At 59.3% G+C, this 15,391-nt stretch carries 15 protein-coding genes; 3 read left to right on the top strand and 12 right to left on the bottom strand.

All coding sequences use genetic code 11. The features are described from left to right. Positions 1–34: 34 nt before the first annotated feature. The 5 genes from AB3G88_RS04290 to rplM all read right to left on the bottom strand — a co-directional run bounded on the left by AB3G88_RS04290 (position 35) and on the right by rplM (position 3,717). On the bottom strand, positions 35–811 hold the full coding sequence (locus AB3G88_RS04290; protein ID WP_112193459.1) for a cytochrome c1: 777 nt from the start codon (positions 809–811) through the stop codon (positions 35–37). Continuing rightward, complete coding sequence (locus tag AB3G88_RS04285; protein ID WP_003188526.1) at positions 811–2,022, bottom strand: cytochrome b; 1,212 nt, start codon at positions 2,020–2,022, stop codon at positions 811–813. Before AB3G88_RS04285 ends, AB3G88_RS04290 begins: the two co-directional genes overlap by 1 nt. Then, the gene (gene petA, locus AB3G88_RS04280) at positions 2,022–2,615 is read right to left on the bottom strand and encodes a ubiquinol-cytochrome c reductase iron-sulfur subunit (RefSeq protein WP_099587089.1); all 594 of its coding nucleotides are present in this window, start codon (positions 2,613–2,615) and stop codon (positions 2,022–2,024) included. Before petA ends, AB3G88_RS04285 begins: the two co-directional genes overlap by 1 nt. Before the next feature lie 266 nt (positions 2,616–2,881). Continuing rightward, entirely contained in the window at positions 2,882–3,274 is a 393-nt protein-coding gene (gene rpsI, locus AB3G88_RS04275; protein ID WP_003216038.1) for a 30S ribosomal protein S9, read from the bottom strand. A gap of 14 nt (positions 3,275–3,288) precedes the next feature. Continuing rightward, complete coding sequence (gene rplM, locus AB3G88_RS04270; protein ID WP_003171742.1) at positions 3,289–3,717, bottom strand: 50S ribosomal protein L13; 429 nt, start codon at positions 3,715–3,717, stop codon at positions 3,289–3,291. Between the two features lie 248 nt (positions 3,718–3,965). Between rplM and AB3G88_RS04265 the strand changes: the two genes are divergently transcribed. Continuing rightward, positions 3,966–5,006, top strand: a complete 1,041-nt coding sequence (locus AB3G88_RS04265; protein WP_064450694.1) for an NADP(H)-dependent aldo-keto reductase — start codon at positions 3,966–3,968, stop codon at positions 5,004–5,006. A 113-nt stretch (positions 5,007–5,119) separates the two neighbouring features. Here the strand turns inward: AB3G88_RS04265 and AB3G88_RS04260 are convergent, their stop codons facing one another. Then, complete coding sequence (locus AB3G88_RS04260) at positions 5,120–6,256, bottom strand: acyl-CoA dehydrogenase family protein (protein ID WP_400530764.1); 1,137 nt, start codon at positions 6,254–6,256, stop codon at positions 5,120–5,122. A gap of 220 nt (positions 6,257–6,476) precedes the next feature. On the opposite strand from AB3G88_RS04260, the gene AB3G88_RS04255 reads away from it, so the two are divergent. Continuing rightward, positions 6,477–7,397 (top strand): GlxA family transcriptional regulator, encoded by a 921-nt coding sequence (locus AB3G88_RS04255; RefSeq protein WP_177411598.1) that lies wholly within the window; start codon positions 6,477–6,479, stop codon positions 7,395–7,397. Between the two features lie 297 nt (positions 7,398–7,694). Here the strand turns inward: AB3G88_RS04255 and zapE are convergent, their stop codons facing one another. The 3 genes from zapE to AB3G88_RS04240 form a co-directional block, all read right to left on the bottom strand. Next, positions 7,695–8,789 carry a cell division protein ZapE gene (gene zapE / locus AB3G88_RS04250; RefSeq protein ID WP_099587085.1) on the bottom strand — a complete coding sequence of 365 codons (1,095 nt, stop codon included), beginning with the start codon at positions 8,787–8,789 and terminating at the stop codon, positions 7,695–7,697. Positions 8,790–8,868: 79 nt separating this feature from the next. Beyond that, positions 8,869–10,224 (bottom strand): tryptophan--tRNA ligase, encoded by a 1,356-nt coding sequence (locus AB3G88_RS04245; RefSeq protein WP_099587084.1) that lies wholly within the window; start codon positions 10,222–10,224, stop codon positions 8,869–8,871. Between the two features lie 24 nt (positions 10,225–10,248). Continuing rightward, positions 10,249–10,878: an alpha/beta hydrolase gene (locus AB3G88_RS04240; RefSeq protein WP_112193453.1), complete on the bottom strand. Its 630-nt coding sequence runs from the start codon at positions 10,876–10,878 to the stop codon at positions 10,249–10,251. A 147-nt stretch (positions 10,879–11,025) separates the two neighbouring features. On the opposite strand from AB3G88_RS04240, the gene AB3G88_RS04235 reads away from it, so the two are divergent. After that, positions 11,026–11,463 carry a Z-ring associated ZapG family protein gene (locus AB3G88_RS04235; RefSeq protein ID WP_032886236.1) on the top strand — a complete coding sequence of 146 codons (438 nt, stop codon included), beginning with the start codon at positions 11,026–11,028 and terminating at the stop codon, positions 11,461–11,463. A gap of 96 nt (positions 11,464–11,559) precedes the next feature. On the opposite strand, the gene AB3G88_RS04230 is transcribed toward AB3G88_RS04235, so the two are convergent. The 3 genes from AB3G88_RS04230 to AB3G88_RS04220 form a co-directional block, all read right to left on the bottom strand. Then, positions 11,560–13,284: an ABC transporter ATP-binding protein/permease gene (locus AB3G88_RS04230; RefSeq protein ID WP_480453361.1), complete on the bottom strand. Its 1,725-nt coding sequence runs from the start codon at positions 13,282–13,284 to the stop codon at positions 11,560–11,562. A 100-nt stretch (positions 13,285–13,384) separates the two neighbouring features. Further along, positions 13,385–13,945, bottom strand: a complete 561-nt coding sequence (locus AB3G88_RS04225) for a response regulator transcription factor (RefSeq protein WP_003171731.1) — start codon at positions 13,943–13,945, stop codon at positions 13,385–13,387. Next, the gene (locus tag AB3G88_RS04220) at positions 13,938–15,200 is read right to left on the bottom strand and encodes an ATP-binding protein (protein WP_099587081.1); all 1,263 of its coding nucleotides are present in this window, start codon (positions 15,198–15,200) and stop codon (positions 13,938–13,940) included. The genes AB3G88_RS04225 and AB3G88_RS04220 overlap by 8 nt, the downstream gene beginning before the upstream one ends. Between the last annotated feature and the right edge of the window lie 191 nt (positions 15,201–15,391).

Raw genomic sequence — 15,391 nt, 5'->3', positions numbered from 1 at the left:
CGCGCAAGATTAACAGCAATTGCTTACGGTTGGATCAATGCACATCCTTCCAGTATTCGCGTTTGAGCAGATAGGCGAATACAAAGAAGAAAGCCAGGTAGAGCAAGACGTAAGTACCGATACGCTGGTGCTGCAGTTTGACCGGGTTGGCCGAGTAGGCCAGGAAGGTCACGAGGTTCTTGACCTTCTCGTCGAACTGCTCGTCAGTCAGCGAACCGGGGGTTTCGATCTTCAGTTGATCGCACGCTTCATGAGTCAGAGGCGTGCCAGTCAGCGGATCGTATTGCTTCTTGCCGTCTTCAACGACCTGGATCTGCTTGCATCCTACCACTTGCTTGCCTTGAAGGCCGACCAGAACGTTAGGCATGCCGACGTTCGGGAATACGCGGTTGTTCACGCGGTAAGGGCGCGTCGGATCCTCGTAGAACGACTTGAGGTAGCCATATAGCCAATCGGTGCCGCGCACACGGGCCACCAGGGTCAGGTCGGGCGGTGCCGCACCGAACCAGGCCTTGGCATCCGCCGGTTGCATGCCGATGTTCATGTGGTCGCCAATCTTGGCACCGGTAAACACCAGCTTATCCAGCATCAGTTCGTGGGGAATACCCAAATCATCGGCAACCCGCTCGTAACGCTGGAACTTGGCGCTGTGGCAGCCCATGCAGTAGTTGGCGAAGGTGCGCGCACCGTCCTGCATGGCGGCCTTGTCCGACACGTCGATATCGACTTTTTCCAGCTCCGCGCCGTGCTCGGCAGCGAAAGACAGTAGCGGCAGCGCCGCAAGCATCAATGCAACAAATAATTTTTTCATCAGCCAGTCACCCTTTCCGGAACCGGTTTGGTCTTCTCAAGCCGGGTGTAGAACGGCATCAGAATGAAGTAGGCGAAGTACAGGAAGGTGCAGACCTGCGACAGCAACGTACGCTCGGGAGTCGGTGCCAATACGCCCAACACACCCAGGATCACGAACGAAATGCAGAACACCCACAGCCAGATCTTGCTCAGCCAGCCTTTGTAGCGCATGGATTTGACCGGGCTGCGGTCGAGCCAAGGCAACACAAACAGCACGGCGATGGCCGCGCCCATGGCTATTACGCCCATCAGCTTGTCGGGGATTGCCCGCAAGATTGCGTAGAACGGCGTGAAGTACCAGACCGGGGCAATGTGCTCGGGGGTCTTGAAGGCGTTGGCCTGTTCGAAGTTAGGCTTCTCCAGGAAATAACCGCCCATCTCCGGGAAAAAGAACACGATCGAGCAGAACACGAACAAGAACACGACTACGCCGACGATGTCTTTTACGGTGTAGTAAGGGTGGAATGGAATGCCGTCCAGCGGGATGCCGTTCTCGTCCTTGTGCTTCTTGATGTCCACGCCGTCCGGGTTGTTGGAACCCACTTCGTGCAGCGCCAGGATGTGCAGCACCACCAGGCCCAGGATCACAATCGGCAGGGCCACCACGTGCAAGGCGAAGAAGCGGTTCAGGGTGATGCCAGAGATCAGGTAGTCACCGCGAATCCACTGGGTCAGGTCGTTGCCGATCACCGGGATCGCACCAAACAGCGAGATGATCACCTGGGCGCCCCAGTACGACATCTGGCCCCAAGGCAGCAGGTAACCCATGAAGGCTTCAGCCATCAGCGCCAGGTAGATCAACATGCCGAACACCCACACCAACTCGCGGGGCTTCTGGTATGAGCCGTAGAGCAGGCCGCGGAACATGTGCAGGTAGACGACGATAAAGAACGCCGACGCACCGGTGGAGTGCAACAGGCGCAGGATGGAACCGTATTCGACGTCACGCATGATGTATTCGACGGAGGCGAACGCCTCTTCCGCCGAAGGCGTGTAGCTCATCGTCAGCCAGACGCCGGTGACAATCTGGTTGACCAGCACCAACAGCGCCAGGGAGCCAAAGAAGTAGAAGAAGTTGAAGTTTTTTGGCGCGTAATATTTGCTGAGATGGTCTTCCCACATTTTAGTGGCGGGGAAGCGCGCATCCACCCAATCCATGAACTTGCTCATCACGCGTTCTCCTTATCGAGGCCAATGACTATGAGGTCGTCAGTTTCGTAGGTATGCGGCGGCACGGGCAGGTTCAGTGGCGCAGGCTGGGACTTGTAGACGCGGCCGGCAAGGTCGTAATGGGAGCCGTGGCACGGGCAGAAATAACCGCCGACCCAGTCCTTGCCCAAGTCGACAGGCGCTACTTCCGGGCGGAAGGTGGGTGAGCAACCCAGGTGGGTACACAGACCAACCAGCAGCAGGATCTCTGGCTTGATCGAACGCGCTTCGTTCTTGGCGTAGGCGGGTTGGTCGGATTTCTCGGATTGGGGGTCAGACAACTGGCCTTCAATCTTCTTGAGATTCCCCAGGATTTCCTCGGTACGGCGAACAATGAAAACCGGCTGGCCGCGCCACTCAGCAATCATCTGCTGGCCTGGCTCGATCTTGCTGACATTCACCTTCACCGGTGCACCTGCGGCTTTCGCCTTGGCACTGGGAAACCATGACCCCACGAACGGGACCGCAGCCCCCACCGCTCCTGCAGCACCCACCACGGATGTGGCTGCTACCAAGAAGCGACGCCGGCCTGCATTCACGCCGTCATTGCTCATTCAGTCCTCTCCCATCAGCTTTTTGGCCTGTTAAATCAGGCGTCTACTAAGTGTTGAATCTTTACTTATAAAAATTTTGTCGGATGGTAATGAAAAGCCCCACGTATGACAAGGGAATTGCCCAGGACTCAGCCTCCAGGCCTTGTAGTATAGGGGGTCTACGGATGTGGCAAGTTGTCACGGCAAAAAATGTGGATAAATCGCAGGCAATAAAAAACGCCCAGCTCCGTGAGGAGGCTGGGCGTTTTTGTGGAACGTAAAGCGAATTAACGCTTCGAGTACTGCGGACGCTTACGCGCTTTACGCAGACCGACTTTCTTACGTTCAACTTCACGGGCATCGCGAGTAACGAAGCCAGCTTTGCGCAGAGCGCCACGCAGGGTTTCGTCGTACTGCATCAGAGCGCGAGTGATACCGTGGCGGATTGCGCCAGCTTGACCACTTACACCGCCACCGATAACGGTGACGTAGATGTCGAACTTCTCAACAGTCTCGGTCAGTTCCAGCGGCTGACGAACTACCATGCGGGCAGTTTCGCGACCGAAGAAATTTTCCAGAGTGCGGTTGTTGATCGAGATGTTGCCAGTGCCCGGACGCAGGAAAACGCGTGCGGTTGCGGTTTTGCGACGGCCAGTGCCGTAATTTTGAGTCGCCGACATAATGAACTATTCCGTTAAAACTTCAGTTCTTGGGGCTGCTGAGCAGCATGAGGGTGTACAGCGCCCGCATAGACTTTCAGCTTGCGAAACATATCGCGACCCAGAGGGCCCTTAGGCAGCATACCTTTGACCGCGATTTCGATCGGGGCTTCAGGCTTCTTGGAGATCAGGCCTTCGAAGTTCGAAGACTTGATACCGCCTGGGAAACCGGAGTGACGGTAGTACATTTTGTCTTGCGCTTTGTTGCCGGTAACACGTACCTGCTCAGCGTTGATGATCACGATGTAGTCACCGGTATCAACGTGAGGGGTGTACTCAGGCTTGTGCTTGCCACGCAGACGGCTGGCGACTTCAGTGGCCAGACGACCCAGGGTCTGACCAGCGGCGTCGACGACAAACCAGTCGCGCTGAACTGTTTCCGGTTTTGCAGTAAAAGTTGTCATTCTTTAATAGCCTCAGGGGCCGCCCTGTAAATTAGACGGCGGATCTTACTGAATAGTGCGTACTTTGACAAGTCAAAGGCAGCCGGATACAGACGCTATCGGGGGCTCGGGTCGGCGCGTCCGTTCAACGGCAAGATTCTTCGGCAGGCGGCGCATCACTTCCACTGCAGAAAGAGGTGGGCAATTATGCAGATTGCGAAAAAAAATTCAACCTGCTTTTATGATTGTTTTCCCCGAAGGAGTACCCGATGGATTATCGACAGCTGGGCCGTACGGATCTGAACGTGAGCGCGATAGCCTTGGGCACCATGACCTGGGGTGAGCAGAACAGCGAGGCAGAGGCCTTCGCGCAGATCGAACGGGCCAAGGCCGCGGGGATCAACTTCCTCGACACGGCGGAAATGTACCCGGTGCCGCCCAAGGCCGACACCTACGCCACCACCGAACGTTACATCGGTAATTACTTCAAAAGCCGTGGTGACCGCGCCGACTGGATCCTCGCCAGCAAGATCGCCGGCCCCGGCAACACCATCGACTACATCCGCGACGGCCACCTGCGCCACAACCGCAAGCACATTGTCGATGCCCTGGACGCCAGCCTCAAGCGCCTGCAGACCGACTGGATCGACCTCTACCAACTGCACTGGCCAGAGCGCAGCACCAACTTTTTCGGCCAATTGAGCTACAAGCACAAGGACGAAGACGACCTCACCCCACTGGAAGAAACCCTCGAAGCGCTGGACGAACAGGTGAAGGCCGGCAAGATCCGCCACATCGGCCTGTCCAACGAAACCCCGTGGGGCACCATGAAATTCCTCGCCCTGGCCGAAGCCCGTGGCTGGACCCGCGCAGTGTCGATCCAGAACCCCTACAACCTGCTCAATCGCAGCTTTGAAGTGGGCCTGGCGGAAGTCGCCATTCGTGAACAGTGCGGCCTGCTCGCCTACTCGCCCCTGGCGTTCGGCATGCTCAGCGGCAAATACGAAGGCGGCGCGCGCCCGGCCAAGGCACGCCTGACCGAGTACAGCCGTTTCAGCCGCTACTTCAACCCGCAGTCGGAAGCGGCATGCAGCCGTTATGTGGCATTGGCGCGGGAACATGGTTTGGACCCGGCGCAGATGGCGCTGGCGTTTGTGACGCAACAGCCGTTCGTGACCAGCAACATTATTGGCGCCACGTCGCTTGAGCAACTGGACAGCAACATCGCCAGCGCTGATCTGAAGCTATCGAAGGAAGTGCTGGAAGGGATCGAGGCGATTCAGAAGGATCATCCGAATCCAGCGCCTTAATTGATCTTTGGATCGCTATCGCAGGCAAGCCAGCTCCCACATTTTGACTTGTGAATACATTCAAATGTGGGAGGGGGCTTGCCCTCGACAAGGCCTTCAGCAACACCACACAATCAAAGCGCCCGCGCAATAATCTCCTTCATGATCTCGTTGGTCCCCGCATAAATCCGCTGCACTCGCGCATCCGCCCAGGCCCGCGCGATCGGGTATTCCCACATGAAGCCGTAACCGCCGTGCAACTGCACACACTCGTCGAGCACCTTGCATTGCAGGTCGGTGGCCCAGTACTTGGCCATCGCCGCCGTAGGCACATCCAGCTTGCTCTCCAAGTGCAGCGCCATGCACTTATCGACAAACACCCGGCCGATCTGAATCTCTGTCGCCATCTCTGCCAACTTGAACCGGGTGTTTTGGAAATCGGCAATCGCCTTGCCGAACGCCTTGCGCTCGCGGGTGTAGTCCAGCGTCCACTGCAACGCCGCTTCGGCTGAGGTGATCGCACCGATGGCCACGGTCAATCGCTCTTGGGGCAGTTCCTGCATCAAGTAGGCAAAGCCCATGCCCGCCTGACCCAACAGGTTTTCCTTGGGCACCCGCACGTCCTGGAAGAACAGCTCCGAGGTGTCCTGGGCCTTCATGCCCACCTTCTCCAGGCGCTTGCCCTTGGCGAAGCCCGGCGTATCGGCCTGCACCAGAAACAGGCTGGTGCCCTTCGCGCCAGCCTTGGGATCGGTCTTGGCCACGACGATCACCAGTTCGGCCAGATAGCCGTTGGTGATGAAGGTCTTGGAGCCGTTGATTACATACTCATCGCCGTCCAGCACGGCCGTGGTCTTGACCCCTTGCAGGTCGGACCCGGCGCCCGGCTCGGTCATCGCAATGGCGGTGACCATCTCGCCGGAGATCAATTTTGGCAGGTATTTGTGCTTCAGCGCCTCACTGCCGTAATGCAGGATGTAGGGCGCGACGATGTCCGAATGCAGGGAGAAACCAATCCCGGTCAGGCCCAGCCGACTGATCTCCTCGATCACCACCGCGCTGTAGAGAAAGTCCGCACCCAAGCCGCCATATTCTTCCGGCAGATGGGAACACAACATGCCCGCCTCCCCCGCCTTGCTCCACAGACTGCGGTCGACATACCCCTGTTTTTCCCATTGCCCATGGAACGGCGCGGCGTCTTTTTCAAGGAAAGTGCGCACGCTGTCGCGAAAGAGTTCGTGTTCGGGGCTGAACAAAGTTCTGGGAATCATGGGTCACCTGCGGGGATTGTCGGACAAAGACCAGCCAACAGAGCCTATGCCGCGAAGACGTCACAGGACACTGGACACATGCGACAAAAAATAAGACGATCCAGCCGTCTGGTGACCACTTTCCCCTATAAGAATAAATGAAATTATGTCTAACCAAATCTCCACGCCCCTGCGGCGCGTCAGCATTTTGGCCATTGATCGGGTATTCGCTTCAACCCTCATGCAAGCCAAGGATTTCTTCCACCTCGCGAGCCTGCGTTACGGCAAACAGCAAGGCCTGGGCCTGACGCCGGCGTTCGAAACCCGCCTGGTCAGCCCCGACGGGCAATCGGTGCGCAGCTTCAGCGATGTGATCATGCCGGTAGACGGCGGCCTAGAAGACGCCGACATCATTGTGCTGCCGGCCTTCTGGGATGACTTCGACGCCCTCTGCACCCGCTACCCCCAAGTACTGCCGTGGCTGCGCGAACAACACGCACGCGGCGCCGTGCTCTGCGGCGAAGCCACCGGGGTGTTCTGGCTGGCCGAAGCCGGGCTGCTCGATGGCAAGGAGGCGACTACCTACTGGCGGTTCTTCAATGCCTTCAGCGAACGCTTTCCCAAAGTGCAGCTCAATCAGGACAAGCACCTCACCGACGCCGACAACCTGTATTGCGCCGGCGGCACTACCTCAGCGTGCGACCTTTACATCTACCTGATCGAACGCTTCTGCGGCGCCAACATCGCCCAGGCGGTGGCCCGCGACATTCTCTATGAAGTGCAGCGCAACTATTCGCCGGGACGCATTGGTTTTGGCGGGCAGAAGCTGCACCAGGACGTGATCATCCTGCAGATCCAGCACTGGCTCGAAGAGCACTTTGCCGACAAGTTCCGCTTCGAAGACGTCGCCCGCGAACATGGCATGAGCATCCGCAACTTCATGCGGCGCTTCCAGACGGCGACGGGTGACAAACCGCTGCATTACCTGCAGCGCCTGCGTATCGAGACGGCCAAGGGCCTGCTCTCGGGCAGCCGCAAGAGCATCAAGACCATCAGTTATGAGGTGGGTTACGACGATGCGAGTTTCTTTGCGCGGTTGTTCAGGCAGCACACGGAGTTGTCGCCAAACCAGTATCGCCAGCAATTCCAGCAGGCAGCTTAAGCAAATGAGGGAGGGGGCTTGCCCTAATGCCGGTCAGTTAAGGACGAACACCGTACCTGTGGCGAGGGAGCTTGCTCCCGCTGGGCCGCGAAGCGGCCCCAAAAATGGGACTGCTGCGCAGTCCAACGGGAGCAAGCTCCCTCGCCACAGGTTACTTTTTGCCCTTTTATCTCTTAACTGACCGGCATTAGGGCTTGCCCCCGATGGCAGTGTGTCAGCCAGTACATCTATCACTGACACACCGCTATCGGGAGCAAGCCCCCTCCCACATTGGATCTCCAGTGCTCTGGAAATCGCTTAGGGTTTGTGCCCGCGCGACAGGAACTCGTGGGACTGCATTTCCAGCAAGCGGCTCAATGTCCGTTGAAATTCGAAGTTCAAACGGCCACCGGTATAAAGATCCTTAAGCTCGACTTCCGCCGAGATGATCAGCTTGACGTTACGGTCGTAGAATTCGTCGACCATATTGATAAAACGTCGCGCGATGTCGTCGGTGGTGACGCTCATCTGCTCCACGCCGCTCAGGATCACCGCGTGGAAGATCTTGCCCAGTTCGATGTAGTCGTTCTGGCTGCGCGGGCCGTCGCACAGTTGGCGGAATTCAAACCACGCCACGTCATCGCAGGTACGCAGCGCGATGATTTCGCGGTTCTCGATCATCAACTTGTCGTTTTCCACCGCCTGGGTGCATTCCGGCGTCAGCGCGCGGAAGCTCTTGCGCAGGCTTTCGTGGGCGGCTTCGTTCAGCGGAAAGTGGAACAGCTCCGCTTGCTCCAGGTGACGCAGGCGGTAGTCGACGCCGCTGTCGACGTTGACGATTTCAGTGTTCTGCTTGATCAAGGCGATGGCCGGCAGGAAGCGCGCACGCTGCAAGCCGTCCTTGTACAGGCCGTCCGGCACGATGTTCGAAGTGGCGACCAGGGTCACACCGTTCTTGAACAGCTCTTCCATCAGGGTGCCGAGGATCATGGCGTCGGTGATGTCGGAGACGAAGAATTCATCGAAGCAGATGACCCGCGCTTCATCGGAGAAACGCTTGGCGATGATGGTCAGCGGGTTTTTCTCACCCGGCAGGGTCTTCATCTCTTCGTGCACACGCTTCATGAAGCGGTGGAAGTGCGTGCGGACCTTTTCCTTGAACGGCAGCGCTTCGAAGAAGGTGTCGACCAGGTAGGTCTTGCCACGGCCCACGCCGCCCCAGAAGTACAAGCCTTTGACTGGCGTGCGGTCTTTCTTGCCAAACAGCTTGCCGAGCATCCCTGGCTTGCTTTGCGAGGCCGCGACCAGGTCGTCGTACAGGCGCTGCAAATGACGCACCGCCGTTTCCTGGGCCGCGTCATGGAAGAATTCAGGGCGTTTCAGATCAGCTTGATATCGTTCTAGGGGCGTCATAATTTCGTTAGCAAGGCAACAAAAACGGGCCGTCACTGTAACGACGGCCCCGGATAATGGCAATCAACCCTTGGTCGGGTTAATCCTCGATAGGGGTCAACGCAATGCGTAATGCCTGCACGGCCGCATCGCGGGTCGCGCTGTCGGCGAACTGAGCGCTGTCGGCCACGGCCGCACCGTCCAGCCAGACGCTGAAGCCCAGGGCCTCGGGGCGCACGTCCAGCATCACACCACTTTGCAATTGCTTGGTTACCGCGCCAGCGGCTTTGCCGTCGGCAAAGTTGCGCGACAGCAGCAGTTGCTCCCCATCGGCAGCCAACAGGCGGAAGCGGAAGCTGCCGTCGTCTTCGCGAAAGCTCACAAAGCGCGCAGCTTTTGCGGCTTTCTTCTTGGTGCTGACCGGCGCCGCAGCCTGCTCGACGAACGAACGCAAGCCCACCGCTTCACGCAACTCGGCGAGGAACGGCGCCGCTACGGCACGGGCCTTCTTGGCGCCGACCAGCAGCAGGTCTTCCATGTCCGACGGGCGCGACATCAGTTGATGGTAGCGCTCGCGGGCTTCGCCCAGTTGGCCGTCCAACAGTTGGAACAGACGGCTCTTGGCCTCGCCCCAGCCCAGGCCTTGCAGCAGTTCGCCGCGGAATTCTTCTTCCTGGGCCTTGGTCGCGAATGCCTGGTACAAGGTGAACAGGTGCGAGTTGTCCGGGTCCTTGGCTTCGCCCGGCGCGCGCGAGTCGGTGACGATCCGCGAGATGGCGTCTTTCATGTCCTTGGCGCTGGTGAACAACGGGATGGTGTTGTCGTAGCTCTTGGACATCTTGCGGCCGTCCAGGCCCGGCAAGGTGGCGACGCTTTCTTCGATCAACGCCTCGGGCATGGTGAAGAATTCTTTGCCATTGCCGAACAGGTGGTTGAAACGCTGGCCGATGTCGCGGGCCATTTCCACGTGCTGGATCTGGTCACGGCCGACCGGCACTTTGTGGGCGTTGAACATCAGGATGTCCGCCGCCATCAGCACCGGGTAGCTGTACAGGCCCATGGTGATGCCAGCATCCGGGTCCTCGCCGGTTTCCACGTTCTTGTCCACCGAGGCTTTGTAGGCGTGGGCGCGGTTGAGCAGGCCCTTGGCGGCTACGCAGGTCAGCAGCCAGGTCAGCTCGGGGATTTCCGGGATGTCGGACTGGCGATAGAAGGTCACCCGGTTTACATCCAGGCCGCCGGCCAGCCAGGTCGCGGCGATTTCCATACGCGAGCGCTGGATGCGCTGCGGGTCATCGCATTTGATCAGGGCGTGGTAGTCGGCCAGGAAGTAGAAGGAATCGGCATTGGCGTCCTGGCTGGCAAGGATCGCCGGGCGGATCGCACCGGCGTAGTTGCCCAGGTGCGGCGTGCCGGTGGTGGTGATGCCGGTGAGGATACGGGTACGCGTCGTCATGGGTAATCGCTTATCAGACTGCTATCAATTCGAGAGGCGCGGCAGCACCAGATCCTTGAGATCGGTGAGCTTGCCATGAAAAAAGTGTCCGCATTCTGCCACTTTCAGAAGCGTATGGGGGCGATTCAGGGCGGCGGACCAGTCGTAGACGGTCTGTGGGTCGACCACTTCGTCGGTTTCCGGCTGGATCACGGTCAACGGGCAGCCTTGGGGCAGCACATCGGTCTCGCGCAGGCGCATCACAGCAGCGGCGACCATGAACAGATGGGCGAGTTTTTCGCCCTTGGCTTCCAGGCGACCACCGAGGCTGGCGGCCACATAACCACCGAAGGAAAAACCGAGCAACGTCATCGGCAGGTCGGGGTGTTTTTCCCGCAGCCAGGTGGCGGCCGCTTCGGCATCGTCGACTTCGCCGGTGCTCATGTCGTGGGTACCGGCACTCGCGCCGACACCACGGTAATTGAAACGCAACGTAATCAAACCAGCATCGCGGGCGGTGCGTTGCAAGGTCGAAACGACTTTATTGAGCATGGTCCCGCCCTGCACCGGGTTAGGGTGGCAGATCAGCGCCAGGCCACGTGGCTCGGGGTGATCCAGGTACAGGGCTTCCAATTGGCCTACCGGGCCATCGATCAAAACGGGGGTTTCACGCATGAGCAAGGAATGAACTCCGTGACCTCTCAAAGGGTCGACTCGTCTAGCTAAAAGTCTGTGCTTGGCATCATTGCGAGCTTAATCGCGGTATACAGCGCAGGTTTGAGCCGTTAACGTAAAGCAAAGCCGTTTATAGAGGAAGGACTCGTGGAACACTCGCTCTTAGTTTGGTTGTTGCCGACTCTTGCCCTGGTTGCCGGTGTCGCCATTGGTTTCCTGGTTGCTCGCTTGCTGCCGAATGCCGCGCCTAACCGCACGCAGCGTCAGTTGGATGACATTCAGGAACGTTTTGACAGTTATCAGAACGAGGTTGTTACCCACTTCAACAGCACCGCCAACCTGGTCAAGAAGCTCACTCAGAGCTATCAGGAAGTACAGGATCACCTCGCCGATGGCGCTAACCGCCTGGCCCTCGACGACATCACCCGTCAGCGTCTGCTGGCCGCGTTGCATTCCGATGCACCGCAAACTCCACGGGAACGCCTCACCCCTCCCCGGGAAAACCAGGAGCCACCACGGGACTACGCGCCAAAAACGCCGAACGCCCCAGGCATGTTGGATGAGCATTACGGCTTGAAGAAGTAAGTCTATTCAAGCAATACAAAAAGCCCGGCTGATCAATGATCAGCCGGGCTTTTTTGTGGGAACTCACTCTCCAGATCACATTGACCGAGTCAGGTCTCAAGCCAGGGGTTGTTCCTGAAGCAGCCCACCCTCGATCCGCACATGCCGCCCGTGGAAACGCTTGAGGCTGCTGCGATGCCCCACACTGACGATGCCCAGTCCCGGCAACTGATCGATCAACGCCTGGTACAACGTCGCCTCATCCTCTTCATCCATGGCCGACGTGGCTTCGTCCATGTACAGCCACTGCGGCGCGAACAGCAACGCGCGGGCGAAGGCCAGGCGCTGCTGTTCGCCCGGCGAGAGCATGCGCTGCCAATGGTTGGCTTCGTCCAGGCGCGAGATGAGGTGCGGCAGGCGGCAGGTCTCCAGGACCTGTGCATAACGTTCTGCCGGATAGGCGCCATCCGCCTGTGGATAACTCAACACCGCCTTCAACGTGCCAATCGGCAGATACGGCTTTTGCGGCAGGAACAGATAACGCTCGGCCGGCAATCGAATATTGCCGTGGCCGTTGGGCCACAGGTTGCCCATCGCCCGCAGCAGGGTTGACTTACCGCTGCCGGAGCGACCACTGAGCATCAATCGCTCGCCCTCGGCCACCGTCAGGTTGGCGCCTTGCAGTAAATGACGACCGTCCGCCAGATCCAGGTTCAGATTGCTCACCTGCAAATCCCCGCCCTGCTGCTGCAACGCGATGCCCATGGCGCGGGTTTCGTTTTCTTCCATGGCCTGGCCGAAGCTCAGCAGGCGGTCACAAGTGGCACGCCAACTGGCGAGCACGGTGTAGGCGTCGACAAACCAGCTCAGGCTGCCCTGCACACTGCCAAACGCCTGGGCCACCTGCATCAGCACGCCCAGTTCGATCTTGCCGGCAAAGTAACGCGGTGCCGCGACCACAAAGGGAAAGATAATCGCGATCTGGGAATAACCGCTGGTGAAAAAACTCAGGCGCTTCTTGACCTGCATGATGCTCCAGAAGTTGCTCCACACCCGCCCGAACCGCGCACTCAATTGCTGGTGTTCATTGGGTTCGCCATCGAACAGCGCGATGCTTTCGGCATTCTCCCGCACCCGCACAAGGCTGAAACGCAAGTCGGCTTCGAAGCGTTGCTGGCGGTTGCTCAGCCCGATCAACTTTCGACCGATCAAGTGCGTCAACCAACTGCCGACCACCGCATACACCAGCGCGGCCCAGAACATGTAGCCCGGAATCGTGATGCCCCACACTTCGATGCTGCCGGACACACCCCAAAGAATCACCGAGAACGACACCAGGGTCACCAGGTTACTGACAAAACCCAACCCCAGAGTCAGCGTACCGTTGGTAAACGCGTTGAGGTCTTCGGAGATCCGCTGGTCAGGGTTATCGGTATAGCCGCCGTATTCCAGGTGGTAGTAATTCTTGTGGCCCAGCCACCGGGCGAAATAGGTTTCCGTCAACCAGCGACGCCAGCGGATGGTGAGCATTTGCTGCAGATAAGAGGTGAACACACCGGTCACAATCGCCACCACGGCGATCACGCTGAAGTACATCAGCAGGTGGGTGAAGGCGTCGTAGTCCTTGTGTTCGAGGGCGTTGTAGAAGTCGCGGTTCCAGCTGTTGAACCACACAGAGACGGCCACGCTGAACAGCGACAGGCCCAACACGACCAACAACAGCAGCCAGGCCTGGCCCTTCTCTTCACTGCGCCAGTAAGGGGTGATCAGCCGCCACACCCTGGGTAGGAATTGCCCGCGCACAGCATCGTTGACCGCAGAGTACTCAGCGTTCTGATTCATGGTTCAGGCTCGGTAGGAAAGAGGAGACAGGTGTTTGAACCGATCATAGTTGATCGGTTCAGGGCTCCGTGCGGCCTGAAGCGGGTTGTTCAGCCTAGGTTCAGCGTCGTACCGGACGCTTCTGCAATTTGCGCTGCAGGGTGCGGCGGTGCATGCCCAACGCACGGGCAGTGGCGGAGATATTGCCTTCGTGTTCGGTCAGCACACGCTGGATGTGCTCCCACTGCAAACGGTCCACCGACATCGGGTTTTCCGGCACCAGAGTGTCGAGGTCGGCGTGTTCGGAGAGCAACGCCGCCAGCACATCATCCGCGTCCGCCGGCTTGCACAGGTAGTTGCAGGCGCCGCGCTTGATGGCCTCAACGGCGGTGGCGATGCTGGAGTAACCGGTGAGGATCACCACGCGCATTTCCGGGTCGAGTTCCAGCAGCTTGGGCAGCAGCACCAGGCCGGAATCGCCGTCCATTTTCAGGTCGAGCGCGGCGTAGTCCGGCAGGTCGGCCTGGGCGATGGTCAGGCCTTCTTCGGCGGAGCCTGCGGTGCTCACGCGGAATCCACGACGGCTCATGGCGCGCGCCATCACGCGGGTAAAGGTGGCGTCGTCATCTACCAGCAGCAGGTGCGGCAGTTCTTCGCCTTCGACTTGGATCTCGTCACTCATCGATATCTCCTCGTGCGACACGGGGCAGGCGCAGCTCGGTGAGCGTGCCACCTTCCTCATGACTATAGAGTTTCACTGAGCCGCCCGCGCGGGTCACGCTGGCCTTGCTCAAAAACAGGCCGAGGCCGAAGCCTTTGCCCTTGGTGGTAAAAAAGGGTTTGCCGATTTGCTCGGCAATGGCCAGCGGCACGCCGGCGCCGTGGTCACGAATGCTGATGGTCACGTTTTCCGCGTCCCAGTCCAACTGCACGCCCAGGCCTTCCGGGCAGGCGTCGGCGGCGTTGTTGAGCAGGTTGAGCAGCGCCTGGGTCAGGTCCGGCGGCGGCGCCATGCGCGGCACGGTGCCCTGCCCCAGCAGGTGGAATCGGTAGCTGGCTTCAGGCCGCATCAGGTGCCAGCGGTTGAGCGCTTCGTCGAGCCACCGGGTCACGTCCTGCATGTCGACCGCCAGGCGGCGATTGGCTTCGGCGGCGCGCACCAACTGCTGCAAGGTCTGCTTGCACTGCTTGACCTGCTCGCGCAGCACGCCGAGGTCTTCTTGCAGCGCCGGATCGTGATGATCCTGGACCATTTCGTTGAGCAGCACGCTCATGGTCGCCAGCGGTGTGCCCAGCTCATGGGCGGCCCCCGCGGCCTGGGTGGCGACGGCCAGCAATTGCTGGTCGCGCAGGCCCTCTTCACGGCGTATGGCGCGCAGTTCTTCCTGGCGGCGCAGCTCTTCGGCCATGCGTGCGGCGAAAAAAGTAATGACGGCGGCCGACAGCGCAAAACTCAGCCACATCCCGTAGATCTGCAGGTTTTCCCGGGCGATGGGGAACGTTTGCAACGGGTAGAACCGCGCCAGCAGCAGGGTGTAGAGGGTCAGGGCGATACCCGAGAGCACTACCGAATAGCGCCACGGCAAGGTCACCGCCGCGATAGTCAACGGCACCAGGTAATAAGACACAAACGGGTTGGTGGAACCGCCGGAGAAGTACAGCAACACACTGTGGATAAACAGGTCGCAGGCCAGTTGCAGCGCATATTCGAGTTCGGTCACCGGCCACGTGGTACGCAAGCGAATAGCCGTGAACACGCACAGCACGGTGGAGAAGCCCAGGGTCACGCCCAGTTGCAGCCACGGCAGCGGCAGCAGGTCGAACCAATAGGCAAGCCCGACCGAACCGGCCTGTGCGGCCAGTACCAGGGTACGGATGAACGTCAGGCGCCAGAGGTTCTGGCGGGTGGCGGAAGTCAGTTTTACGGCGGCGAGCATGAGCTCTCCCGATGAGCGCTGCAGGCGGATCGGCAGGAGTATAAACGAAGCCGACCTGCTGGCACGGCGCGTGTGGCTCTTTGCCGCAGGCCGGGCAAACGACCGTTCGTCGGCGCCACGAACATTTGTAGGTGATGTGTAAACCCGAAGAACCCGATGCGTGCGTCTACAGTCATACCGATACGAACACC

The organism is Pseudomonas arvensis (assembly GCF_056688935.1).
Note: the sequence above shows the minus strand (reverse complement) of the source record. Positions and strands in the feature narration are given on the sequence as shown.